Source organism: Streptomyces sp. NPDC020299 (assembly GCF_044387825.1).
In the GTDB taxonomy this organism is placed as follows: domain Bacteria; phylum Actinomycetota; class Actinomycetes; order Streptomycetales; family Streptomycetaceae; genus Streptomyces.
Genome location: NZ_JBIRWL010000006.1, coordinates 319,695 through 343,205, shown reverse-complemented (window position 1 = coordinate 343,205; position 23,511 = coordinate 319,695). Strand labels below are relative to the sequence as shown.

21 protein-coding genes are annotated in these 23,511 nt (G+C 70.5%); 4 read left to right on the top strand and 17 right to left on the bottom strand.

Features of this window, described 5'->3' with window-relative positions; all coding sequences use genetic code 11:
* Complete coding sequence (locus ACH45E_RS18395; RefSeq protein ID WP_361441122.1) at positions 1–717, bottom strand: MBL fold metallo-hydrolase; 717 nt, start codon at positions 715–717, stop codon at positions 1–3.
* A gap of 170 nt (positions 718–887) precedes the next feature.
* On the opposite strand from ACH45E_RS18395, the gene ACH45E_RS18390 reads away from it, so the two are divergent.
* On the top strand, positions 888–1,715 hold the full coding sequence (locus tag ACH45E_RS18390) for a peptidylprolyl isomerase (RefSeq protein ID WP_361441119.1): 828 nt from the start codon (positions 888–890) through the stop codon (positions 1,713–1,715).
* Positions 1,716–1,860: 145 nt separating this feature from the next.
* Positions 1,861–3,090 (top strand): DUF349 domain-containing protein, encoded by a 1,230-nt coding sequence (locus tag ACH45E_RS18385; protein ID WP_361441115.1) that lies wholly within the window; start codon positions 1,861–1,863, stop codon positions 3,088–3,090.
* 81 nt (positions 3,091–3,171) lie between these two features.
* Here the strand turns inward: ACH45E_RS18385 and ACH45E_RS18380 are convergent, their stop codons facing one another.
* The 15 genes from ACH45E_RS18380 to pgsA form a co-directional block, all read right to left on the bottom strand.
* The gene (locus ACH45E_RS18380) at positions 3,172–5,706 is read right to left on the bottom strand and encodes a bifunctional (p)ppGpp synthetase/guanosine-3',5'-bis(diphosphate) 3'-pyrophosphohydrolase (RefSeq protein WP_361441112.1); all 2,535 of its coding nucleotides are present in this window, start codon (positions 5,704–5,706) and stop codon (positions 3,172–3,174) included.
* 403 nt (positions 5,707–6,109) lie between these two features.
* Positions 6,110–6,649 (bottom strand): adenine phosphoribosyltransferase, encoded by a 540-nt coding sequence (locus ACH45E_RS18375; RefSeq protein WP_361441109.1) that lies wholly within the window; start codon positions 6,647–6,649, stop codon positions 6,110–6,112.
* Positions 6,646–7,758 carry a protein translocase subunit SecF gene (gene secF, locus ACH45E_RS18370; protein WP_361441106.1) on the bottom strand — a complete coding sequence of 371 codons (1,113 nt, stop codon included), beginning with the start codon at positions 7,756–7,758 and terminating at the stop codon, positions 6,646–6,648. Before secF ends, ACH45E_RS18375 begins: the two co-directional genes overlap by 4 nt.
* Before the next feature lie 3 nt (positions 7,759–7,761).
* Positions 7,762–9,561, bottom strand: a complete 1,800-nt coding sequence (gene secD / locus ACH45E_RS18365; RefSeq protein WP_361441103.1) for a protein translocase subunit SecD — start codon at positions 9,559–9,561, stop codon at positions 7,762–7,764.
* Positions 9,562–9,704: 143 nt separating this feature from the next.
* Positions 9,705–10,229 (bottom strand): preprotein translocase subunit YajC, encoded by a 525-nt coding sequence (gene yajC, locus ACH45E_RS18360; protein ID WP_361441100.1) that lies wholly within the window; start codon positions 10,227–10,229, stop codon positions 9,705–9,707.
* Between the two features lie 202 nt (positions 10,230–10,431).
* The gene (gene ruvB / locus ACH45E_RS18355; protein WP_361441097.1) at positions 10,432–11,514 is read right to left on the bottom strand and encodes a Holliday junction branch migration DNA helicase RuvB; all 1,083 of its coding nucleotides are present in this window, start codon (positions 11,512–11,514) and stop codon (positions 10,432–10,434) included.
* 28 nt (positions 11,515–11,542) lie between these two features.
* On the bottom strand, positions 11,543–12,148 hold the full coding sequence (gene ruvA / locus ACH45E_RS18350) for a Holliday junction branch migration protein RuvA (RefSeq protein WP_361441094.1): 606 nt from the start codon (positions 12,146–12,148) through the stop codon (positions 11,543–11,545).
* Positions 12,145–12,690 (bottom strand): crossover junction endodeoxyribonuclease RuvC, encoded by a 546-nt coding sequence (gene ruvC / locus ACH45E_RS18345; protein ID WP_361441091.1) that lies wholly within the window; start codon positions 12,688–12,690, stop codon positions 12,145–12,147. The genes ruvA and ruvC overlap by 4 nt, the downstream gene beginning before the upstream one ends.
* A 136-nt stretch (positions 12,691–12,826) precedes the next feature.
* The gene (locus ACH45E_RS18340) at positions 12,827–13,579 is read right to left on the bottom strand and encodes a YebC/PmpR family DNA-binding transcriptional regulator (protein WP_361441088.1); all 753 of its coding nucleotides are present in this window, start codon (positions 13,577–13,579) and stop codon (positions 12,827–12,829) included.
* Between the two features lie 44 nt (positions 13,580–13,623).
* Complete coding sequence (pdxT, locus tag ACH45E_RS18335; RefSeq protein WP_361441085.1) at positions 13,624–14,229, bottom strand: pyridoxal 5'-phosphate synthase glutaminase subunit PdxT; 606 nt, start codon at positions 14,227–14,229, stop codon at positions 13,624–13,626.
* Entirely contained in the window at positions 14,229–15,134 is a 906-nt protein-coding gene (pdxS, locus tag ACH45E_RS18330) for a pyridoxal 5'-phosphate synthase lyase subunit PdxS (protein WP_361441082.1), read from the bottom strand. The genes pdxT and pdxS overlap by 1 nt, the downstream gene beginning before the upstream one ends.
* 113 nt (positions 15,135–15,247) lie before the next feature.
* Positions 15,248–15,790 carry a hypothetical protein gene (locus ACH45E_RS18325; RefSeq protein ID WP_361441079.1) on the bottom strand — a complete coding sequence of 181 codons (543 nt, stop codon included), beginning with the start codon at positions 15,788–15,790 and terminating at the stop codon, positions 15,248–15,250.
* A 30-nt stretch (positions 15,791–15,820) separates the two neighbouring features.
* Positions 15,821–16,984 carry a glycosyltransferase family 4 protein gene (locus ACH45E_RS18320; RefSeq protein WP_361441076.1) on the bottom strand — a complete coding sequence of 388 codons (1,164 nt, stop codon included), beginning with the start codon at positions 16,982–16,984 and terminating at the stop codon, positions 15,821–15,823.
* Complete coding sequence (locus tag ACH45E_RS18315; protein ID WP_361441073.1) at positions 16,981–17,889, bottom strand: phosphatidylinositol mannoside acyltransferase; 909 nt, start codon at positions 17,887–17,889, stop codon at positions 16,981–16,983. The genes ACH45E_RS18320 and ACH45E_RS18315 overlap by 4 nt, the downstream gene beginning before the upstream one ends.
* Positions 17,886–18,569 carry a phosphatidylinositol phosphate synthase gene (gene pgsA, locus ACH45E_RS18310; protein WP_399040981.1) on the bottom strand — a complete coding sequence of 228 codons (684 nt, stop codon included), beginning with the start codon at positions 18,567–18,569 and terminating at the stop codon, positions 17,886–17,888. The genes ACH45E_RS18315 and pgsA overlap by 4 nt, the downstream gene beginning before the upstream one ends.
* A gap of 294 nt (positions 18,570–18,863) precedes the next feature.
* On the opposite strand from pgsA, the gene ACH45E_RS18305 reads away from it, so the two are divergent.
* Positions 18,864–21,062: an elongation factor G-like protein EF-G2 gene (locus tag ACH45E_RS18305; RefSeq protein ID WP_361441070.1), complete on the top strand. Its 2,199-nt coding sequence runs from the start codon at positions 18,864–18,866 to the stop codon at positions 21,060–21,062.
* Positions 21,063–21,248: 186 nt separating this feature from the next.
* Positions 21,249–22,895, top strand: a complete 1,647-nt coding sequence (locus ACH45E_RS18300) for a hypothetical protein (RefSeq protein WP_361441067.1) — start codon at positions 21,249–21,251, stop codon at positions 22,893–22,895.
* 43 nt (positions 22,896–22,938) lie between these two features.
* Here the strand turns inward: ACH45E_RS18300 and ACH45E_RS18295 are convergent, their stop codons facing one another.
* Positions 22,939–23,499: an HIT domain-containing protein gene (locus tag ACH45E_RS18295; RefSeq protein ID WP_361441064.1), complete on the bottom strand. Its 561-nt coding sequence runs from the start codon at positions 23,497–23,499 to the stop codon at positions 22,939–22,941.
* Between the last annotated feature and the right edge of the window lie 12 nt (positions 23,500–23,511).

Below are 23,511 nucleotides of genomic sequence, written 5' to 3'. Positions count from 1 at the left end.
TCACATTCCTCGTCGGGGAGCGGAGGGTCCTGAGTCCGCTCCCGGGCCGGCGGCCACCTGCCGCAGATACGGGTTGGTGGCGCGCTCCTGGCCGATGGTCGTGTAGTCGTTGTGACCGGGCAGCACCACGGTGGAGTCGTCGAGCGGCAGGACCACGCGGGCCAGGGACTCGAGCATGTCGTCCATGGAGCCACCGGGGAAGTCGGTGCGTCCGATGGAGCCGGCGAACAGCAGGTCGCCCGAGAAGAGGATGGGCGGGATGTCCGCCGCCTCGGGCAGGCCGAAGGTCACCGACCCCTTGGTATGGCCCGGGGCGTGTGCCACGGAGAGCTCCAGACCCGCCAGCTCCAGCTTGACGCCGTCGGTCAGCTCCTTGACGTCGTCCGGTTCCCCGACCGTCAGCTCGCCCATGAGCGGCATGCCGATGGAACGGCCGAGCGCCTTCTCGGGGTCGCTCATCATGAACCGGTCCTCGGGGTGGATCCACGCCGGTACGTCGTGCGCGCCGCACACCGGGACGACCGAGGCCACGTGGTCGATGTGTCCGTGGGTGAGGACGACGGCGACGGGCTTGAGCCGATGCTTCTTCAGCGCTTCCTCGACTCCGGCGGCGGCCTGGTGGCCCGGGTCGATGATCACGCACTCCTCACCGGCGGCGGGGGCGACGAGATAACAGTTCGTCCCCCAGGCCCCGGCGGGGAACCCGGCAATGAGCACGATCGTCCTTCGTTGTGTCGGCTACAGGCGGCTACAACTGCCCTCGAAGCCTACCGGCGCTGCCGTTTCCTCAGCGAACCCATATACGGTACGGGGCTACACGCTGCCGTCGGCTCACAGGACGCGCGCGTATCCGGTCGGCAACACGACACGCATGAGGAGAGAACCCGGTGGTCAGCCAGGAGCAGCGGCGGCGTCAGCTCGCCCGGGAGAAGTTCTTGCGGCAGCAGCAGCGGCGCACCAGCGCGCGGCGCAAGGCACGCATGCGCAACTCCGTGATCGCGTCGGTGCTCGGCGTGGTCGTGATCGGCAGTGTCGCGCTGTACACGACCGGGGTGCTGAAGAACGACGACGACAAGGCGAGCAACGCCGGTTCGAAGGTCACGCCCAGCGCCTCGGCCGCCCCCAGCAAGGCCCCGGACCCGTGCGAGAAGCCGGACAAGGGCGCCGTGGAGAAGCTGAGCTGGAAGAAGGAGCCGGCGATGACCATCGACAAGTCGGCGAAGTACACGATGAAACTGGCGACGACCTGCGGCGACATCGACATCGCGCTCAAGTCGTCGGCGGCCCCGCACACCGTGAACTCGTTCGACTTCCTCGCGGGCAAGGGCTACTTCGACCACACCAAGTGCCACCGGCTCACCACCAACGGCATCTACGTGCTGCAGTGCGGCGACCCGACGGGCACGGGCAGCGGCGGTCCCGGGTACACGATTCCCGACGAGAACCTCAAGGACAAAAGCCTGAAGGCCAACGTCTACCCGACGGGCACGATCGCGATGGCGAACACCGGGCAGAAGCACACCGGTGGCAGCCAGTTCTTCCTGGTCTACCAGGACAGTCAGCTGCCGCCCAGCTACACACCGTTCGGTACCGTCGACGCGGCGGGACTGAAGGTGCTGAAGAAGATCGCCGCCGCGGGTGAGAGCACGGGCCAGGGTGACGGCGCTCCGAACGCGACGGTCGTGATCAACAAGGCGACGGTCACGAAGTCCTGACGACCAAGGCGGCGGCCAGCGGAATTTCGGTCGCGCTGGATGCGGACAGGCCACCCGCTGGTCGCCTATGTTGGCCGTGACGAAACTGTGGACGATGCCCGGGGGAGCTTCAGGCCCCCCGCAGGCATCATGTGGAGGAGGCGCTGTGAGCAGCGACCCGTGGGGCCGCGTCGACGAGACGGGGACCGTGTACGTGCGTACGGCCGACGGCGAGCAGGTCGTCGGTTCCTGGGCGGCGGGCTCCCCTGAGGAGGCGCTTGCCTACTTCGAGCGCAAGTACGAGGGCCTGGTTGTCGAGATCGGCCTCCTCGAGAAGCGAGTGCAGACCACCGACCTGTCGGCGAAGGACGCGCAGACCGCCATCGACCACCTCCGGGAGCAGGTCGAAGCGCACCACGCGGTCGGTGACCTGGCTGCTCTGCGGGGCCGCCTCGACAAGCTCGTGGAGACGGTCGAAGCGCGGCGTGAGGAGCGCAAGGCGCAGCGGGCCAAGCAGTCCGACGAGGCCCGCAAGGCCAAGGAGGACCTGGTCACCGAGGCGGAGCAGCTGGCGCAGTCCGACCAGTGGCGGGCGGCCGGTGAGCGGCTGCGTGCCCTGGTGGACACCTGGAAGGGTCTGCCGCGGCTCGACCGCAAGTCGGACGACGAGCTGTGGCACCGCTTCTCGCACGCCCGCTCGGCGTTCTCCAAGCGGCGCAAGGCGCACTTCGCGCAGCTGGACGCACAGCGCGAGGAGGCCCGCAAGACCAAGGAGAAGCTGGTCGCCGAGGCCGAGGCGCTGTCCGGTTCGACGGACTGGGGGCCGACGGCGGCCCGCTACCGCGAGCTGATGGCGGACTGGAAGGCCGCGGGCCGCGCCCAGCGCGAGCACGAGGACGACCTGTGGAACCGCTTCCGCGGTGCCCAGGACGTGTTCTTCGCCGCCCGCAGCTCGGTGTTCGCCGAGCGGGACGCGGAGCAGTCGGAGAACCTGAAGCTGAAGGAGGAGCTGGCCGAGGAGGCCGAGAAGCTCCTGCCGATCACGGACCTCAAGGCCGCCCGGGCCGCCTTCCGCTCGATCAACGAGCGCTGGGAGGCCGTCGGCCATGTGCCGCGCGACGCGCGGCCCAAGGTCGAGGGCCGGATGCACACCGTCGACCGGGCGCTCCAGGAGGCCGAGGAGGCCGAGTGGCGCCGGACGAACCCGGAGGCACGCGCGCGTGCCGAGGGGCTCACCGGCCAGCTCCAGGCCGCCGTGGACAAGCTGCGGGGCCAGATCGAGCAGGCCCGCGCCCAGGGCAACTCGTCCAAGGCCGACAAGCTCGAGAGGGAGCTGGAGGGCCGCCAGGCGCTCCTGGACCAGGCGCTGAAGGGTCTGCAGGAGTTCGGCGGCTGACGAGCCTCTAACGCGCGCGTGAGGGCCCCGTACGACGTCGTACGGGGCCCTCTCGTGGTGCCCGGGGGCTTTATCCGCGCGTCAGGACCGGTTGCGCGCCGAGGTGACGCGGTACACGTCGTACACGCCCTCCACGCCCCGTACCGCCTTCAGGACGTGCCCGAGGTGCTTGGGGTCGCCCATCTCGAAGGTGAAGCGGGAGGTGGCCACGCGGTCGCGGGAGGTCTGGACGGCCGCGGAGAGGATGTTGACGTGCTGGTCGGACAGGACGCGGGTGACGTCCGACAGCAGGCGGGAGCGGTCCAGGGCCTCGACCTGGATGGCGACCAGGAACACCGAGGACTGGGTGGGCGCCCATTCGACGTCGAGGATGCGCTCCGGCTCACGGGACAGTGACTCGACGTTGACGCAGTCGCTGCGGTGAACCGATACGCCGCTACCGCGCGTGACGAAGCCGATGATCGGGTCGCCGGGGACGGGCGTACAGCAGCGGGCCAGCTTGACCCACACGTCCTCGACGCCCTTGACGACGACACCCGGGTCGGCGCTGGAGCGGCGCTTGCGGCCGCGTCCGCGGGACGGCGGGACCGCCTCGTCGATCTCCTCGGTGGCCGCCTCCTCGCCGCCGAGCGCGGAGACGAGCTTCTGCACCACGTTCTGCGCGGAGACATGGCCCTCGCCGATCGCCGCGTACAGCGCGGAGATGTCCGGGTAGCGCATCTCGTGCGCGAGGGTGACGAGCGAGTCACCTGTGAGGATGCGCTGGATCGGCAGGTTCTGCTTGCGCATGGCGCGGACGATGGCGTCCTTGCCCTGCTCGATCGCCTCGTCGCGCCGCTCCTTGGAGAACCAGGCCCGGATCTTGTTGCGGGCGCGCGGCGACTTCACGAAGCCGAGCCAGTCGCGGGAGGGGCCCGCGCCGGCTGCCTTGGAGGTGAAGACCTCGACCAGGTCGCCGTTGTCCAGGGTGGACTCGAGCGGTACGAGGCGGCCGTTGACCCGCGCCCCTATGGTGCGGTGGCCGACCTCGGTGTGCACCGCGTACGCGAAGTCGACCGGGGTGGCCCCGGCCGGGAGCGCGATGACGTCGCCCTTGGGGGTGAAGACGAAGACCTCGTTGCGGGACAGGTCGAAGCGCAGCGACTCCAGGAACTCGCCCGGGTCCTCCGTCTCCTTCTGCCAGTCCAGCAGCTGGCGCAGCCACGCCATGTCGTTGAGGTGGTCGTCCTTCTTGCCGGCCTTGGGCACGTCGGTGCGGATCTTGGAGGCACCGGCGACGGCCTCCTGCTTGTACTTCCAGTGCGCGGCGATGCCGTACTCGGCGCGGCGGTGCATGTCGAACGTACGGATCTGGAGTTCGACCGGTTTGCCGTTGGGCCCGATGACCGTCGTGTGCAGCGACTGGTACATGTTGAACTTGGGCATCGCGATGTAGTCCTTGAACCGGCCGGGGACCGGGTTCCAGCGCGCGTGCACCGTGCCCAGGGCCGCGTAGCAGTCGCGCACGGTGTCGACGAGGACGCGGATGCCCACCAGGTCGTAGATCTCGGCGAAGTCGCGGCCTCGCACGATCATCTTCTGGTAGACGCTGTAGTAGTGCTTCGGGCGGCCGGTGACGGTCGCCTTGATGCGGGCGGCGCGCAGGTCGGCCTGGACCTCGTCGGTCACTATGGCCAGGTACTCGTCGCGCTTGGGCGCGCGCTCGGCGACGAGCCGCACGATCTCGTCGTACATCTTGGGATAGAGGATCGCGAACGCGAGGTCCTCCAGCTCCCACTTGATGGTGTTCATGCCGAGCCGGTGGGCGAGCGGAGCGTAGATCTCCAGCGTCTCGCGCGCCTTCTTCTCCTGCTTCTCGCGCTTGAGGTAGCGCATGGTGCGCATGTTGTGCAGGCGGTCGGCGAGCTTGATGACCAGGACGCGCGGGTCCTTGGCCATGGCGACGACCATCTTGCGCACGGTCTCGGCCTGCGCGGCCTCGCCGAACTTGACCTTGTCCAGCTTGGTGACGCCGTCGACGAGGAGGGCGACGGTGTCGCCGAAGTCGCGGCGCAGCTGGTCGAGGCCGTACTCGGTGTCCTCGACGGTGTCGTGCAGCAGGCCGGCCATCAGGGTGGCCGGGTCCATCCCCAGCTCGGCGAGGATGGTGGTGACCGCGAGCGGGTGCGTGATGTACGGGTCGCCGCTCTTGCGCTTCTGGCCGCGGTGCCAGCGCTCGGCGACCTGGTAGGCGCGCTCGATCTGGCGCAGGGTGGCGTTCTCGATCTTGGGGTCGTTGCTGCGGACTATACGCAGCAAGGGCTCCAGGACCGGGTTGTAGGGGTTGGCGCGCTGTACGCCCAGCCGGGCGAGGCGGGCACGGACGCGGTTGGAGGAGCCGGAGCGCGCGGGCTGTCCGGTGGACGGACGGGCTGCCGGGGAGTGCGCGGCACGCTCGGGCGGGGCCGGCTTGGGACGCACGGTCTCGGCCGACTTCTCCACGGGCGCGGACTGGGCATGCTCGACCGGCCCGCGGGTGTCGTTCTTCGCGTGGGGCGCGTTCGGCGCGGGCTTGGCCGCGGACGCCGAGGCGGACTCGGGCTTGGCGGCGGTCAGTGGCTGGGCCTCGTCTGGCAAGAGGGCTCCTCGTGCGCGATCCGGGTCCCCCGGTCAGGCTCCGGAAACCCCATGGTAGCGATCCTGGGCTCCGGCTTCGCCTTCAGACCGATGTGAGGACGGTCTACTGCTGAAACACGACCCGCTCCCGCCGGATTCCGCCAGGACGGCCACCGGGTGTCACGGGGGTGTCCCACGGGTCGCCCCGGGTTGTCTCACGGGTCCCCCAGTTCCCCAGCCGCACGCCCGACGCCCCCACCCACAGCTCCCCACCCGCAAGCCGCCGACGGCGAGGACGGACCACAAGGGCCACCCGCACCCGACGACCGATTCGCACGGGCGGTGCGGGTGGGAACAGAACCGGCCGAAGGCGCAGCCGAGGCCGCCCCGGAAACTCCAGGACGGCCTCGGTGATCAGCGTGGCTCAGACCCGCAGCAACGCCTCCAGCGGAGCTCCCCGCAGCGCGGCCTCCAGCCGGGGACGCCCCGCGAGGAAGCCCAGCTCCATCAGCACCGCCACGCCCGCGACCTCGGCGCCCGCGCGGTGAATGAGCTGGATGGCCGCCTCGGCGGTACCCCCCGTGGCGAGGACGTCGTCCACGATGAGGATGCGGTCACCGCTGACCAGATCCTCCGCGTGCACCTCGATCTCGGCCGACCCGTACTCCAGGTCGTACGACTGCCGGAGCGTGGCCCCGGGCAGCTTGCCCGCCTTGCGTACGGGGATGAAGCCGAGCCCCGCCCGGACGGCCACCGGGGCGCCCAGGATGAAGCCGCGGGCCTCCAGCCCGACGATCTTGGTGGCGCCGGTGCGCTCGGCGGTCTCCGCCAGCGCGTCGGTCAGCGCGGTGAACGCTGCCGGGTCCGCCAGGAGCGGGGTGATGTCCTTGAACATCACGCCCTGCTCCGGGTAGTCCTCGACGTCCCGGATGCGGCTGAGCAGCAGTTCCTCGATGTCGGTCATCGGCGCTTCCCCGAGGGGCGGCCCCGGCCCCGGCTGCGGGACGCGGGCTGGTTGCGCGGGCCCACGACGGCCGCGGCGGCATCATCGTCGGGCTCGTCGGCGGCGGTGGACCGGGGCCCGGCGAGCTCCTCCTCGACGGCGGCCTGGGACCGCTTGGCGAGGACGCGCTTCCTGAGGGCCTTCATCTGCGGCTCCGCCTCCTTGAGGTCGGCGACGAGCGGCGTGGCGATGAAGATCGACGAGTAGGCACCGGCGGCGAGACCGACGAACAGCGACAGCGAGATGTCGTTGAGCGTGCCCGCGCCGAGGAAGCCGCCACCGATGAACAGCAGGCCCGCGACCGGCAGCAGCGCGACCACCGTGGTGTTGATCGAACGCACCAGGGTGCCATTGATCGACTGGTTGGCGATGTCGCTGTAGGTGAAGCGGGTCTGCTTGGTGATGTCCTTCGTCTGCTCCTTGAGGCTGTCGAAGACGACGACCGTGTCGTAGAGCGAGTAACCGAGGATGGTCAGCAGACCGATGACCGTACCGGGCGTGACCTCGAAGCCGACGAGGGCGTAGATACCGGTCGTGATCGTGATGTCGTGGATCAGTGCGACGAGGGCCGCGATCGCCATGCGCCACTCGAAGGCGATCGCCAGGTAGATCACCACGAGGACCATGAAGATCCCCAGGCCCTCCCAGGCCTTGTTGGCGATCTGCTCGCCCCAGCTGGGGCCGACCAGGTCGGCGGCCAGCTTGTCGGGGTCGAGGTTCAGGTCCTTGGCCAGCGTCTGCTTGATCTGGTCGGACTTGTCGGTGTCGATGCCGGCGATCTGGATGCGCAGGCTGCCGTTGCCGAGCTTCTGCACGACCGCCTCGTGGCCGGCGGCGTCCTGCGCGTACTCCTCCGCCTTGGCCACCGAGGTGCTCATCTTGGTGGGGGTCGTGAAGACCGCTCCGCCCTGGAACTCGATGCCCATGTTCAGGCCGCGCACCGCCAGGCCGACGATGGCCGTGATGGTGATCAGGATCGAGACGCCGTACCAGATCTTGCGCTTGCCGACGAAGTCGTAGCTGATCTCGCCGCGGTGCAGTCGCGCGCCGAGGTTGCCGAGTTTCGACATCGCTCACGCCTCCTTCGGGTCGACGGAGCCGGCGGCAGGACCGGCGGGACGGCGGGTGCGGCGCAGCGGCGGCTTGGCACCCAGGCTCTTCGGGTCGAGGCCGGACCACTTGTGGCCGTCGGCGAAGAACTTGCGGCGGGCGAGCAGTGTCATCAGCGGCTTGGTGAAGAAGAAGACGACGACCACGTCGAGCACGGTGGTCAGGCCGAGCGTGAACGCGAAGCCCTGGACCTTGCCGACGGTCACGATGAACAGCACCGCGGCGGCGAGGAACGACACGAAGTCGGAGACCAGGATGGTGCGCCGGGCGCGCGGCCAGGCCCGCTCGACGGCGGGACGCAGGCTGCGGCCCTCGCGGATCTCGTCGCGGATGCGTTCGAAATACACGATGAACGAGTCCGCGGTGATACCGATGGCGACGATGGCACCGCAGACGGCCGGCAGGTTCAGCGCGAAGTTGATGGCCGGGCCGAGCAGCGACATGATCACGTAGGTGAGGGCCGCGGAGACCAGCAGTGAGGCCATGGCCACGAGCGACAGCCCGCGGTAGTAGGCGATCAGGTAGATCACGACCAGGCCGAGGCCGATGGCGCCGGCGAGCAGACCGGCGTGCAGCTGCTGCCCGCCGAGCGCGGCGGTCACCGTGGTGACGGTGTCCTCCTTGAAGGACAGCGGCAGAGCGCCGTACGACAGCATGTTCGAGAGGCTCTGCGCCTCCTGCTGGGTGAAGCTGCCGGTGATCTGCGCCTGGCCACCGGTGATGGCCTGGTCCACGTTCGGGCTGGAGACGACATTGCCGTCCAGGACGATGGCGAACTCCTTCTGCACGTCCTGGTTCTTGGCGAGCTGGCCGGTGATGTCCGCGAACTTCTTCGCCCCGCCGGAGGTGAACTGCATCTGGACCTGCCAGCCGGCGGCGCCCTGGGTGTCGAAGCCCGCGTTGGCCTTCTTCACGTCGGTGCCGTCCACGGCGGCCGGGCCGAGCAGGTACTTGTACCAGACCTTTCGGATCTGGCCGCAGGCCACGGTCGACTCACCGGGCTTGGCGCTCGTGCCGGCCTCGGCCCGGTCGGCGGCCTTGGAGCAGTCCAGGGCCGTGTACTGGGCCTGGAGGTTGGCGGCCGTCTTGGCCGCCTTGTCGGTGGCGCTGCCCGAGGAGCTCGCCGAGGCGGAGGGGCTCGGGGAGGCCGAGGACTTCGCGGAGGCCGAGGACGACGGCGTGGCGTCGGCCTTCAGGGCGTCGCTGACCGCGCGGCCCTGCGAGGTGGCGGTGGCGGTCGGGGACGCGGAGGAGGACGAGGACGCCTTCTCCTTGGAGGAGGCGCTGCTCGAGGGGCTCGGCGAACCGCTGCCGCTGGATGACGCGCTCGGCGACGGGCTCGGCGAGGCGGCGGCGCCGCCGCTGGGCTCGCTGGCGAGGACCGGGCGGAAGTACAGCTTGGCGGTGGTGCCGACCTGCTGCTGGGCCTCCTTGGAGTTGGTGCCCTTGGGGATGTTGACGATGATGTGGTCTTTCCCCTGGGTCTGCACCTCCGCCTCGGAGACGCCCAGGCCGTTGACACGGCGGTTCATGATGTCGACCGCGGTGTTCATGTTGGCCTGGTTGATCGCGGATCCCTGGTCGGCCTTCGCCTTGAGCGTGATGCTCGTGCCGCCGGCGAGGTCGATGCCGAGACGCGGAGTGGTGTTTCCGGAGGCGAACATGCCTCCGGTGAGCGCCGCGATGGCGATCAGGATGAGGGCCAGCGAGCGCCCTGGCTTGCTCTGGGCACTCGCGCTCCGGCCCCTCTTAGGTGCTGCCACCTTCTCGTACTCCCTCTCGGGCCGCCCCGCGCCCGGTCGGGACGCGGTCGGCCATGACATGGTGTCGGGATTCCTTGCGGAAAACAGACGCGCCCGGGGTGCGCCGGCCGCGAACCTATCGCGCCGTGCTCCCCGGGACGTGACTACTTCGCGTCGGAGTCGCCGCCGGTCTTCTTCGGCTCTTCGTCCGCCTTCGCCGCGGCGTCCCGGGCCTCGTCGGTCCGGGCCTCGGCGGCCTCGGCCTCGTCGGCCTTCTCCTCGGACACGTCCTTCTTACCGAGGTCGACGGCCTTGTCGTCGGAGGCGGCGGCAGCGTCGGCGTCGGTCTCGGTGAGGGAGGAGGCGTCGTCCGGCACGACGTCGGTGTCGGACTTCAGGTCGTGCTCGATGCCGTGGACGATGCGGTTGTACTCGTCGTCGGTCAGGACGGCGCCGATCGCGTTCTTGGCGAAGAGGAGGTCGACACCCGGGCCGGCGTCGAGGAGGACCGTGTCGTCGTTGACCTCCTTGACCGTCGCGTACATGCCCCCGATCGTGCGGACGCCGGAGCCGGGCTGCATCTCGTTCCGCATGCTGGCGGCCTGCTGCTGCTTCTTCTTGGCCGAGCGCGTCATCAGGAACATGGCCGCGATGAGCACGATGAACGGGAGAAGGGTCAAGGTATTCACGGGACGGGATTTCCTTCGCGCGACCGCGACGGAGAGCGGCCTGGTCTTTGGGGGTGTGGTTGGCGCCGCCCGCGAAGGCGGCATCGGCGGAGTCTAAGCGAGTCCGCGCACATGGAACAACGTTCAGCATGGCACCTGGGTTCCTCCCCCGGCCAATGCCCCCGCCGATGACCGAGGTGATGACCGCGCCGATGACCGCGCGTCACGCCCCGAACAGGTCCTGTTGTCCGGTTCCACCAGATGTGCCCCCGGCCGCCGAGCCGGGCGGGGTGAGGCCGAGATGCGCCCATGCGGCGGGCGTGGCGACCCGCCCGCGCGGGGTGCGGGCGAGCAGGCCCTCGCGTACGAGGAAGGGCTCGGCGACCTCTTCCACTGTCTCCCGCTCCTCCCCCACCGCGACGGCGAGCGTGGACAGGCCGACCGGGCCGCCCCCGAACAGCTTGAGGAGGGCCTGGAGGACCGCCCGGTCGAGCCGGTCCAGGCCGCGCGCGTCGACCTCGTACACCGCGAGGGCCGCCGCGGCGATCTCGCGGACGATCCGCCCGTCGGCCTTGACCTGCGCGTAGTCCCGCACCCGGCGCAGCAGGCGGTTGGCGATGCGGGGGGTGCCGCGGGAGCGGCCGGCGATCTCGGCCGCTCCGTCGGCGTCGATCTCGACGTCGAGAAGGCTCGCGGAACGGTGCACGACGCGCTCGAGTTCGGTCGGTTCGTAGAACTCCATGTGCGCGGTGAAGCCGAAGCGGTCACGCAGCGGGGGCGGCAGCAGTCCCGCGCGCGTGGTGGCGCCGACCAGCGTGAAGGGGGGCAGTTCGAGCGGGATGGCGGTGGCACCGGGCCCCTTGCCGACGATGACGTCGACCCGGAAGTCCTCCATGGCCATGTAGAGCATCTCCTCGGCGGGCCGGGACATGCGGTGGATCTCGTCGAGGAAGAGGACCTCGCCCTCCTGGAGGGAGGAGAGGATCGCCGCGAGATCGCCGGCGTGCTGGATGGCGGGGCCGGACGTGATGCGGATCGGAGCGCCCATCTCGGCGGCGATGATCATCGAGAGGGTGGTCTTGCCGAGGCCTGGGGCGCCGGAGAGCAGCACATGGTCGGCGGTCGCCCCGCGCGCGCGGGCGGCGCGCAGCACGAGGTCGAGCTGCTCGCGGACCTTCTCCTGGCCGATGAACTCGCCCAGGTCCTTGGGGCGCAGGGCCGCCTCGACGGCCTGGTCCTCACGGTCGGCGACAGAGCCCACCAGCCGCTCGGGGGCGGCGGGGTCGGTCGTGTCGTCCCAGTTCATGTGGTGTGCCTCGGGGTGGTGGGGTCGGTCAGCGGGCGCGGTTGAGGGTCTGCAGGGCGGCCTTGAGCAGCTGGCCCACCTGGGGCGTGCCGCCCGCGGCCTCGGCCTGCGGGGCCACGGCGGTCACCGCCTCGTCGGCCTCGCGGGTGGCGTATCCGAGGCCGATGAGTGCCGCGTGCAGCTGGTCGCGCCAGCCCTGGGTGACGGGCGTGCCCACCGCGGGGGCGCCGATCGGTTCGCCGAGGCGGTCCTTCAGCTCCAGCAGCAGCTTCTGGGCGCCCTTCTTGCCGATGCCGGGGACGGCGATGAGGGCCTTCTCGTCAGCGGTGGCGACGGCCCTGCGCAGCGCGTCCGGCGTGTGCACCGCCAGCATCGCCTGGGCGAGTCTCGGGCCGACGCCACTGGCGGTCTGGAGCAGCTCGAAGACCTGGCGCTCGTCGTCGTCGGCGAAGCCGTACAGGGTCAGGGAGTCCTCGCGGACGACCAGGGAGGTGGCCAGTTTGGCCTGCTGGCCCATCCGCAGCCCCGAAAGGGTGTTCGGGCTGCACTGGACGGCGATGCCGATGCCGCCCACTTCGACCACGGCGGAGTCGGGGGCGAGGGCGGCGACCGGTCCGCTCACGAAGGCGATCATCCCGTACGGCCTTTCAGTGTCGGTGCTTTGGCTGCGTGCAGGGCGACGGCCTGCTGGAGCCGGTTCTGCGCGGGGGCGCGCCAGATGTGGCAGATGGCGAGCGCGAGGGCGTCGGCGGCGTCGGCCGGCTTGGGCGGCGCGTCGAGCCGGAGCAGGCGGGTGACCATGGCACCGACCTGGGCCTTGTCGGCGCGTCCGCTGCCGGTGACAGCGGCCTTGACCTCGCTGGGGGTGTGCAGGGCGACGGGGATGCCCCGGCGGGCGGCGCAGAGCATGGCGACGGCGCTGGCCTGGGCGGTGCCCATCACGGTACGGACGTTGTGCTGGCTGAACACCCGCTCGACGGCCACGTATCCGGGCCGGTGCTCGTCCAGCCACTGCTCGATGCCCTGCTCGATGGCGACGAGGCGGTGTCCCAGCTCGGCGTCCGCGGGCGTCCGTACGACGCCGACGCCCAGCATGGTGAGCGGGCGCCCCGCTACCCCCTCGACGACGCCGACACCACACCGGGTCAGCCCGGGGTCCACCCCCAGTACGCGCACCGCGCCCCTCCCCTCTTTGCCGTGCGTGGATGGTGATCCACGGATGGCGCCAGGCTAGTCGCTGCCACTGACAACAGCGGCGGGCCGGTGGGACGTGTCCCCCGGCCCGCCGAGTGGCGCTCAACTCGCGGCAGCGTTACGCGTCGACCTTCTCCATGACCTCGTCGCTCACGTCGAAGTTGGCGAAGACGTTCTGCACGTCGTCGCTGTCCTCGAGGGCGTCGATCAGCTTGAAGATCTTCTTGGCGCCCTCCTCGTCCAGCTCGACCTGCATGGTCGGGACGAAGTTGGCCTCGGCGGAGTCGTAGTCGATGCCGGTGTCCTGCAGCGCGGTGCGGACCGCGACCAGGTCGGTGGCCTCGCTGATCACCTCGAAGTTCTCGCCGAGGTCGTTGACCTCCTCGGCGCCCGCGTCCAGGACGGCGCCGAGCACGTCGTCCTCGCTCAGCTCGCCCTTGGGGACGATGACGACGCCCTTGCGGTTGAACAGGTACGACACCGAGCCCGGGTCGGCCATGGAGCCGCCGTTGCGGGTCATGGCGACGCGGACCTCGGAGGCGGCGCGGTTGCGGTTGTCCGTGAGGCACTCGATGAGCACGGCGACGCCGTTCGGGCCGTAACCCTCGTACATGATCGTCTCGTACTCGGCGCCGCCGGCCTCGAGACCGCCACCGCGCTTGATGGCGGAGTCGATGTTCTTGTTGGGCACCGACTGCTTCTTGGCCTTCTGGACGGCGTCGTAGAGCGTCGGGTTGCCCTCGAGGTCGACGCCGCCCATCCGTGCCGCGACCTCGATGTTCTTGATGAGCTTCGCGAAGAGCTTGCCGCGCTTGGCGTCGATCACGGCCTTCTTGTGCTTCGTCGTGGCCCATTTAGAGTGGCCGGACATCTGCCTGTCTCCTTCGCGTAACCCGTCTACCAACGCCTGAGATCCTACAAGGACTCCGGCCGCCGGTTCGCGCGCACCATGTCGACGAAGAGGGCGTGCACGCGGTGGTCGCCCGTCAGCTCCGGGTGGAAGGACGTGGCCAGCGCGTTGCCCTGGCGCACCGCGACGATGTGGCCGTCGTGCTCGGCGAGCACCTCGACGTCGGCGCCCACGGACTCGACCCAGGGGGCGCGGATGAACACGCCGTCCACAGGATCGCCGTCAATACCGCGTACGTCGACCGCCGCCTCGAACGACTCGTTCTGCCGCCCGAAGGCGTTGCGGCGCACGATCATGTCGATGCCGCCGATCGTCTCCTGGCCCGAGCGCGGGTCGAGGATCTTGTCGGCGAGCATGATCATGCCCGCGCAGGTGCCGTAGACGGGCATTCCGGCTCGCACGCGCGCGCGGAGGGGCTCCATCACGCCGAACAGGACGGCCAGCTTGGAGATGGTGGTGGACTCGCCGCCGGGTATGACCAGGCCGTCCACCTCGGCGAGCTCCTCGGGGCGCCGGACCGGCCTGGCCAGGGCGTCGGCCGCGGCCAGGGCGACGAGGTGTTCCCGCACGTCGCCCTGGAGCGCCAGCACTCCGACAACGGGAGTGGTCATCACCAGCCCCGGTTGGCGTAGCGCTCGGTCTCGGGGAGGGTGTCGCAGTTGATGCCGACCATGGCCTCGCCGAGGTTGCGGGACGCGTCCGCGATGATCTTCGGGTCGTCGTAGAAGGTGGTGGCCTTGACGATGGCGGCGGCGCGCTTGGCCGGGTCGCCGGACTTGAAGATGCCGGAGCCGACGAAGACTCCCTCGGCGCCGAGCTGGCGCATCAGCGCGGCGTCGGCCGGGGTGGCCACGCCACCGGCGGAGAACAGCACCACGGGAAGCTTGCCGAGCTCGGCGACCTCCTTGACCAGCTCGTACGGGGCGCGCAGCTCCTTGGCGGCGGCGAACAGCTCGTGGTTGTCGAAGCCGCGCAGCTTGGCGATCTCGTTCTTGATCTGGCGGAGGTGGCGGACCGCCTCGACGACGTTGCCGGTGCCGGCCTCACCCTTGGAGCGGATCATCGCGGCGCCCTCGGCGATGCGGCGCAGGGCCTCGCCCAGGTTGGTGGCACCGCAGACGAAGGGGGTGGTGAAGGCCCACTTGTCGGAGTGGTTGACCTCGTCGGCCGGGGTGAGGACCTCGGACTCGTCGATGTAGTCCACGCCGAGCGACTGCAGCACCTGGGCCTCGACGAAGTGGCCGATGCGGGACTTGGCCATGACCGGGATCGAGACCGCCTCGATGATTCCCTCGATCATGTCCGGGTCGGACATGCGGGCCACGCCGCCGTCCTTGCGGATGTCGGCGGGGACCCGCTCCAGGGCCATGACGGCGACCGCGCCCGCGTCCTCGGCGATCTTCGCCTGCTCCGGCGTGACGACGTCCATGATCACGCCGCCCTTGAGCTGCTCGGCCATGCCGCGCTTCACACGGGCGGTGCCGGTCTCGGGAGCCTGGTTCTCGATGGTGGACACGGGTGACCTCACTGAAGGGAAAGAGGATTACTGCTTCCCAGAGGAAACGGGAGTGGACCAGGCCACAGCAAGGGCCAATGGCAAGCCGGTGGATCCTTTTGGTCCCCTGAGATTCAGGAGACCCGTTCCACCAGTGCCGCCGGCGGCTCGTCGTCCATCTCGAAGGCCATCGGAAACGGGGCGTGCCCGGCCAGCCGGAACCAGCGGACCTTGCGGTGCTCCCGCAGTCTGCGAGCCGCCCCCACCGCGTCGTTGTGGAAGCGGCGGGCCATCGGCACCCGGCGTACGGCCTCGGCGAGCTCGCGTGCCGCCTCCTCTCCGCCGGGCGCCTCCCGGACGGCCTCGACCTGCTGCGGATCCGCGAACACCGCCCGCAGCGCCTGGCTCAGCTCGCTCTCGGCGACCTCCCGCTGCTCCTCCTCGGCCTGCCGGGCGGCGTGCGCGGCCTCGTACAGCACTATCGAGGCGGCGGGGTCCAGCACCCCGGAGGTGGCCAGTTCCTGGGTCACGGAGGCCCGGCGGAGCAACTGGGCGTCGAGCGCGGCACGTGCGGCGTCGATGCGCGCGTGCAGCCGGTCCAGCCGGCCCGCGGTCCAGCTCAGGTACAGGCCGATCGCGACGAGCGCGACGAGGATCCAGATCAATGTTGCGGTCACGGGCGGCAAGGCTAACCCGCTTCGGCCCGATCAGTCCCGCGCCAGTCCCAGCCGTGCCCGCAGGCCCGAAGTGCGTTCGTCCGCGGCCACCGCCGCCGCGCCGGTCGTCACCGTCTCGTACACCGAGAGGATGTCCGCGCCGACCGTGGACCAGTCGAAGCGCCGCACATGGGCGCTGCCGCGCTCGCGCAGCTCCGCCAGGCGCTTCGGGTCGTCCAGGAGCCGTACGGCCGCCTCGGCGAGGGCGTCGGCGTCCTCGTTGGCGAACAGTTCGCCGGCCGCGCCCTGGTCGAGGACCTGGGCGAAGGCGTCCAGGTCGGAGGCGAGGACGGGCGCGCCCGCCGACATGGCCTCGACGAGGATGATGCCGAAGCTCTCGCCGCCGGTGTTGGGCGCGATGTACAGGTCGATGCTGCGCAGGAAGCGGGCCTTGTCCTCGTCGCTGACCATGCCGAGGAACTCCACGCGCTCGCGCAGCCCGGCCGGCAGCGATGCCACGGCCTCCTCCTCGTCCCCGCGGCCGGCCACCAGCAGCCGGGTCTGCGGCCGGGCGGCGAGGATCTTCGGCAGGGCCCGCATCAGCACCGGCAGGCCCTTGCGGGGCTCGTCGATGCGGCCGATGAAGCCGATGGTGTCACCCTGCCAGTCGGGTCTGGGCTCGGCCCGGGCGAAGAAGTCGACGTCGACGCCGTTGGGGATCACCACCGCGTCCCCGCCGAGGTGCTCGACCAGCGTGCGGCGGGCGTACTCGCTGACCGCGATCCGCGCGCTGATCTTCTCCAGCGCGGCCTGGAGGATCGCGTACGCGGCGATCATCGCGCGCGAGCGGGGGTTGGAGGTGTGGAAGGTCGCCACGATCGGGCCGGACGCCGCCCAGCAGGTCAGCAGGCCCAGCGACGGTGACGTCGGCTCGTGGATGTGGATCACGTCGAACGCGCCCTCGTGCAGCCAGCGCCGTACCCGGGCCGCGGAGAGGAAGCCGAAGTTCAGCCGGGCCACCGAACCGTTGTACGGCACCGGCACCGCGCGGCCGGCCGAGACGACGTACGGCGGGAGCGGGGTGTCGTCGTCGGCGGGGGCGAGCACGGAGACCTCGTGGCCGAGCCGGATGAAATACTCCGCCAGATCGCGGATGTGGAACTGGACGCCGCCCGGCACGTCCCAGGAGTACGGGCAGACGATGCCGATCCTCACCGGGGCCCCTTCACGGGATCAAGGTCCTTGATCCACAGCCGTTGCAGCATGTGCCAGTCCTCCGGATGGTCGGCGATCCCCGTGGCGAAGGCGTCGGCCAGCGCCTGTGTCATGACAGACGTCTTCTCGGCCCGCGTACCTGACCCGGGCACCTCGATCGGGGCGTGGACGCGGCCCCGCATGACGGGCGAGTCGTCGTACCAGAGCGTGACGGGCAGCAGCAGCGCCCCGGTCTGCTGGGCGAGGAGTGAGGGACCGGCGGGCATCCGCGCGGTCTCGCCGAAGAACGTCACCTCCACGCCGGACGCGGACAGGTCGCGGTCGGCGACCAGGCACACCAGGCCGCCGTCCCGCAGCCGCCGGGCCAGCGTGCCGAACGCGGAGCCGCCGCTGTGCGGCAGCACCTCCATGCCGAGGCCCTCGCGGTAGGCGACGAACCGGTCGTACAGACTCTCCGGCTTCAGGCGCTCCGCGACCGTGGTGAACGGGGTCTCGAGCTTGGTGGTGACCCAGGCCCCGGCCAGGTCCCAGTTCGCCAGGTGGGGCAGCGCGAGGACGACACCCCGCCCGGCGGCGAGGCCGTCGGTCAGGAAGTGCAGGTCCTTGGGGTCGAAGCCCGCCTTGACCCGCTCGGCGCTCCAGGCGGGGAGCCGGAAGGACTCCATCCAGTAGCGCAGGTACGAGCGCATGCCCGCCCGGGACAGCTCGGCCAGGCGCTCCGGGGACGCGCCCGGCAGCACGCGCGCGTAGTTGCTCTCCAGCCGCCGCACGCCCTTGCCGCGCTGTTTCCAGGCGAGGTCGGCGATGGTGCGCCCGAGGCGTACCGCGGCCGGCTCGGGGAGCTTCTTGACGGTGCTCCAGCCGAGCCCGTACAGCGCGTCGGTCAGCCGTTCCCCGGCGTTCACTGCGCCGCCCCGCTCCCCTGGGAGGCGTTCGCGCTGTCCGGCCCGGCCGCCGCCTCGGCCTCGGCGGACTCCCGGCGGACCGTGACGACCCGCTGGATCAGCGTGACGAGGCTGCCGACGGCGACGATCCACAGGGCCACGGGCAGCAGGTACTGGATGCCCGGGACGCCGAACTTGTGCAGGCCCGCGAAACCGGCCGCCACCAGTGAGACCACCAGCCGCTCGGCGCGCTCCACGAGCCCGTTGACGGCGACCGGCAGCCCGATCGACTCGCCGCGGGCCTTGGTGTACGACACCACCTGGCCGCTGGCCAGGCAGAAGATCGACACGGCGCACAGCACGTTGTCGTTGCCCAGGCCCGCGTACCAGAGGGCGAAGCCGCCGAAGATGGCGCCGTCGGCGACCCGGTCGAGGGTGGAGTCCAGGAAGGCGCCCCAGCGGCTGGAGCGGCCCAGCTGGCGGGCCATGTTGCCGTCGACCAGGTCGGAGAAGACGAACAGGGTGATCACGACCGTGCCCCAGAAGAACTCGCCCCGGGGGTAGAAGACCAGCGCGCCCGCGACCACTCCGGCGGTGCCGATCAGGGTGACCGTGTCGGGGCTGACCCCCCGCCGGATGAGAAACGCGGCGAACGGTGTGAGGACACGCGTGAAGAATGCACGCGCGTACTTGTTCAGCATGGCCTTCCCGACGGTCGGTGGCGCCGCGGCCCCTGCTGGCCTCCGGCTGGCCCATCGTAGCCACGCGCGCGCGTGGGCGACGGCCGGGCACCCGCACCCGCCGACCGGATCGCGCGCATGGCTCGCGACCGCCCGGCGGTGACGCGATCGGTATACCTCGCGAGTTCCTCGTATGGACGCGACGTGACGGGAGTGGAAAGCTCGAAGGACCGCGGGCGTCGCCGGAGCCGCCAGTGCACGCGGTGCCGCGTGTCCGCGCCCACAGTGACCTCACCGTGCACGGGAGGCAAGGCCATGGGCGACAAGGCGCACACACACCCCGGGGCCGCCGGCAGGGCTACGGCGGCCGACCACCCCGCGTCCGTACGGAATGTGGTGTTGGTCGGCCACTCCGGTTCGGGCAAGACGACTCTGGTGGAGGCTCTCGCACTGACCGCGGGAGCGGTGAACCGGGCGGGCCGCGTGGAGGACGGCGGCTCCGTCTCCGACTACGACGACATCGAGCACCGGCAGCAACGCTCGGTACAGCTCTCCCTGGTGCCCGTCGAATGGGACGGGTTCAAGATCAACCTTCTCGACACCCCCGGATACGCCGACTTCGTCGGGGAACTCAGGGCCGGTCTGCGCGCGGCGGACGCGGCCCTCTTCGTCGTCTCGGCCTCGGACGGGGTGGACGGCTCGACCCGGATGGTGTGGGAGGAGTGCGCGGCCGTCGGCATGCCGCGCGCCATCGTCATCACCCATCTGGAGGCGGCGCGGGCGGATTTCTCGGAGATGACCCGGGTCTGCGCGGAGGCGTTCGGCGCCGACGACCCGGACGCCGTACTCCCGCTGTACCTGCCGCTGTACGGCCCGGAAGGCCCCGACGGACACGCGCCCGTGACCGGCCTGACCGGACTGCTGTCGCAGAAGCTGTTCGACTACTCCTCGGGGGAACGCGACGAGTCCGAGCCGGGCGAGGACCAGCTGCCACGGATCGAGGACGCCCGCAACCGGCTCATCGAGGGAATCATCTCCGAGAGCGAGGACGAGACCCTCATGGACCGCTATCTCGGCGGTGAGCAGGTCGACGTCAAGACGCTGATCGAGGACCTGGAGCGGGCCGTCGCGCGCGGTGTGTTCTTCCCCGTCCTGGCCGCCGCCCCCGCGGCCGACGGCGCCCGGCAGGGCCTCGGCACGGTCGAACTGCTCGAGCTGATCACGGGTGGCTTCCCGACCCCGCTGGAGCGCGAGCAGCCCCGGGTCACCACGCCCGACGGCACAGCGCGCGAGCTCAAGCCGTGCGATCCCGGCGGACCGCTGGTCGCCGAGGTCGTCAAGACGTCCTCCGACCCCTACGTCGGCCGCATCTCCCTGGTCCGTGTCTTCTCCGGCACCCTGCGCCCCGACGAGACGGTGCACGTCTCCGGGCACGGGCTGGCCGACCGCGGCCACGAGGACCACGACGTCGACGAGCGCATCGGAGCCCTGTCCACGCCGTTCGGCAAACAGCAGCGCCCGGTCAGCCACGCCGTCGCGGGCGATCTCGCGTGCGTGGCCAAGCTGAACCGCGCCGAGACCGGGGACACCCTGTCCGCCAAGGACGACCCGCTGCTGATGGAACCGTGGGAGATGCCCGACCCGCTGCTTCCGCTGGCCATCCAGGCGCACAGCAAACCGGACGAGGACAAGCTCAGCCAGGGCCTGTCCCGGCTGGTCGCCGAGGACCCGACCATGCGGCTCGAACAGAACCAGAACACCCACCAGGTGGTGCTGTGGTGCCTGGGCGAGGCCCACGCGGACGTGGCCCTGGAGCGGCTGCGCAGCCGGTACGGCGTCCAGGTCGACGTCGTACCGCACAAGGTGTCCCTGCGCGAGACCTTCGGCACCAGGGCCGCCGGACGCGGACGGCATGTGAAGCAGTCCGGCGGGCACGGGCAGTTCGCCATCTGCGAGATCGAGGTGGAGCCGCTGCCCGGTGGCTCGGGCATCGAGTTCGTGGACAAGGTGGTCGGCGGTGCCGTACCCCGGCAGTTCATCCCGTCGGTCGAGAAGGGCGTACGGGCGCAGGCCGCCAAGGGAGTGGCCGCCGGATATCCGCTGATCGACGTGCGGATCACGCTGCTGGACGGCAAGGCGCACTCGGTGGACTCCTCCGACGCCGCCTTCCAGACCGCGGGCGCGCTCGCCCTGCGGGAGGCCGCCGCCGAAGCGAGGATCCATCTGCTGGAGCCGGTCGCCGAGGTCACGGTGCTGGTCGGCGACGACTACGTGGGCACCGTGATGAGCGATCTGTCCGGGCGGCGCGGCCGGGTGGTCGGCACCGAACAGGTGGGCACCGGACGCACTCTCGTACGGGCCGAGGTGCCGGAGATCGAGATCGGCCGGTACGCGGTCGACCTGCGGTCCCTGTCGCACGGCACCGCCCGCTTCAGCCGGGCGTACGCCCGGCACGAACCGATGCCGCCGCAGATCGCCGAACGCGTCCGGGAGGAGGCGAAGGAATCCGCGTAGTCGGCCGGCGTTCCACCGTCGGCGGGCGGCTTCGGCCGTCCGCCGACGAATGTCGGTGCCTGCGGATACGCTGGTGATGTGATCAACACGCATGCGCCTGATCACCAGATGTCCTGATCAACAGGTGTGCGGAGCAAGGAAGTCGGGAAGGCCGCAGGAGCGGGGCCGCGGCGATCGGGGGCGGGAATGTCGGTGGGAACGGAATGGGACGGGCCACAGGTGCCCATCTCGGGGGACGAGAGCCAGGCGGCGACCTTCGCCCTGGCCTCGGCGGCCTACCGGGACAGCGGCGTCGCGGAGATACTCAAGGCCAACAACGAATGGCACGAGTCGACCGTCAACGACGGCAGGATCTCCCTGTTCAGGCCGAATCTCGGCGAGGCCTTCTCCCGGGCCGTGGTCGACCGCATGCTCGCCCCCGGCCGAGGCGCGCTCATCCAGTCCTTCGGGACCGAGCCCCAGGTCGTCGTCGAGCACTGCCTCGCGGCCAACGCCATCCGCCGGGACCGCGACAACCGGCTGTCCGCCGTCATGGTGGTGTGCGGCCTGCTCTTCCTGCCCGGGCTCCTGGTGTGGCTGCTCGTCTTCCAGATCCGCTCCACCATCGCCAAACTCACCAACAAGCGGGCCGGCGCCCTCGGTACCACCCTGCTCGTCGCCTTCGGCGCGCTCGCCGCGCTGTTCCTGGTGCGCATGCCGTTCCACGGGTTCTGGGCCTGGTACGCGCGCGCGGCCGTGGTCGCTCCGGTGCTGGGCTGGTTCTGGGCCAAGCGCATCTGCGAGCGCACCGCACACGACCTGCGCGGGCGCTGGGGCGGTCTGCTCGCCGGCAGCAGCGTCGGCGCCAAGATCCCGGAGTCGGTGCCCAGCAGTCCCGCCCAGACCGCCGCCGAGCAGCTGCGCCAGTCCCTGGCCAAGCTCAGCGCCGAGCAGCAGTCCAACTCCGTCTTCTACGCCGGGCCCAAGGGCATACTCGGCATGGGCACCCGCTGGGGTGCCTGGCAGCTCGCCGAGGACCTGGTCCCGGCCGATGCCGCCCGGGAGATCCACCCCTTCCGCAGCTGGGACGTCATCCGCGCGATCCACGACCAGCTGCGCATGCTGGAGCGCGGCCCGCTGAACACCGGCGGCTTCCCCAAGCCCTCGATCCGGCACTGGATCGTCACGCCGACCGGTGAGAACGCCAAGGCGGTCTCCCGGCCCGAGGGCACCGACGTCGAGGCGTACCAGGTCAAGTCGCACGCCATACAGGACATCTGCAACAAGCAGCAGTTCGGCAGCGGCGACCGGCACTACCTCGGGGTGCAATGGACGCTGTGGGACGGCCAGTTGATCATCACCATGCTGATCACCGTCACCGTGCTGCACGAGACGCTGCGCATCGAGGTGACCGGGCACGCGCTGGGACCGGTGCACTCGCTGTTCACCTCGAAGCCCGAGGCGCCGACGAAATCGGTCGCCAAATCCCTCAAGCCGTGGGAGTCCCGCACGATCAACCTGCCGCTGGTCGACGCCGACGAGGTGGTACGACTGGCCGCGCGGGCACCGCTGACCTGGTACCCGCCGCTGCTGAACTGGCTCGGCGGCACGCTCGGGCTGCCCGAGCCGTTCGGACTCCGGCACGTCTGGGCGGACAAGCCGTGGCGCCACCGGTTCATGGCCGACGACGCGCTGCGCGCCGCCACGCCGGTGCTGCGGGTGGTGCACTCCTCGGCGATCAAGGTGCTGCGGGAGAACGGCGTGGACGTGGAGAAGTTCGGCGCGCGGTCGGCGTTCCTCAGCGGACAGGTGCAGGATCCGACCCCCAAAAAGGCCGATCTGTACGAAGCGTAGGTCCGGGGGGGCTTGTGCCCCCCCGGGAATCAACGCCGCGCGCTCACACCGTCGGCCAGGCCTCCGCCAGCATCTTGCGGGTGTCCGCCAGCAGCTGCGGCAGCACTCTCGTGTGGCCGACCACCGGCATGAAGTTCGTGTCGCCGCCCCAGCGGGGCACGATGTGCTGGTGGAGGTGGGCGGCGATGCCGGCGCCCGCCACGGTGCCCTGGTTCATGCCGATGTTGAAACCCTGCGCGCCGGAGGCGGTGCGCAGGGCCGTCATCGCCTGCTTGGTCAGCTCGGCCAGTTCGGTGGTCTCCGGACCGGTGAGTTCGGTGTAGTCCGCGACGTGCCGGTAGGGCACGGTCATCAGGTGGCCGCCGTTGTACGGGTAGAGGTTGAGCACCGCGTACACATGCTCACCGCGCCGGACGACCAGCCCGTCCTCGTCGGACTTGGCCGGGATCGAGCAGAAGGGGCAGCCGTCGCCGGCGCCCGGGCCGCTCGGCTTGTTCTCGCCCTGGATGTACGCCATCCGGTGGGGCGTCCACAGGCGCTGGAACGCGTCCTGCGTCCCCACTCCGATCTGCTGCTCCGGCTCACTCGTCATGCAACGCAGCATATGGCCTGCCGC

Coding starts and splice junctions, on each gene's coding strand:
- ACH45E_RS18375 (WP_361441109.1), bottom strand. CDS start 6,649: ATGACCGACATCGAGGAACTGCTGCTCAGCCGCATCCGGGACGTCGAG.
- secF (WP_361441106.1), bottom strand. CDS start 7,758: ATGTCGAAACTCGGCAACCTCGGCGCGCGACTGCACCGCGGCGAGATC.
- ruvB (WP_361441097.1), bottom strand. CDS start 11,514: ATGAACTGGGACGACACGACCGACCCCGCCGCCCCCGAGCGGCTGGTG.
- ruvA (WP_361441094.1), bottom strand. CDS start 12,148: ATGATCGCCTTCGTGAGCGGACCGGTCGCCGCCCTCGCCCCCGACTCC.
- ACH45E_RS18340 (WP_361441088.1), bottom strand. CDS start 13,579: ATGTCCGGCCACTCTAAATGGGCCACGACGAAGCACAAGAAGGCCGTG.
- pdxT (WP_361441085.1), bottom strand. CDS start 14,229: ATGACCACTCCCGTTGTCGGAGTGCTGGCGCTCCAGGGCGACGTGCGG.
- pgsA (WP_399040981.1), bottom strand. CDS start 18,569: ATGCTGAACAAGTACGCGCGTGCATTCTTCACGCGTGTCCTCACACCG.
- ACH45E_RS18305 (WP_361441070.1), top strand. CDS start 18,864: ATGGGCGACAAGGCGCACACACACCCCGGGGCCGCCGGCAGGGCTACG.
- ACH45E_RS18300 (WP_361441067.1), top strand. CDS start 21,249: ATGTCGGTGGGAACGGAATGGGACGGGCCACAGGTGCCCATCTCGGGG.
- ACH45E_RS18295 (WP_361441064.1), bottom strand. CDS start 23,499: ATGCTGCGTTGCATGACGAGTGAGCCGGAGCAGCAGATCGGAGTGGGG.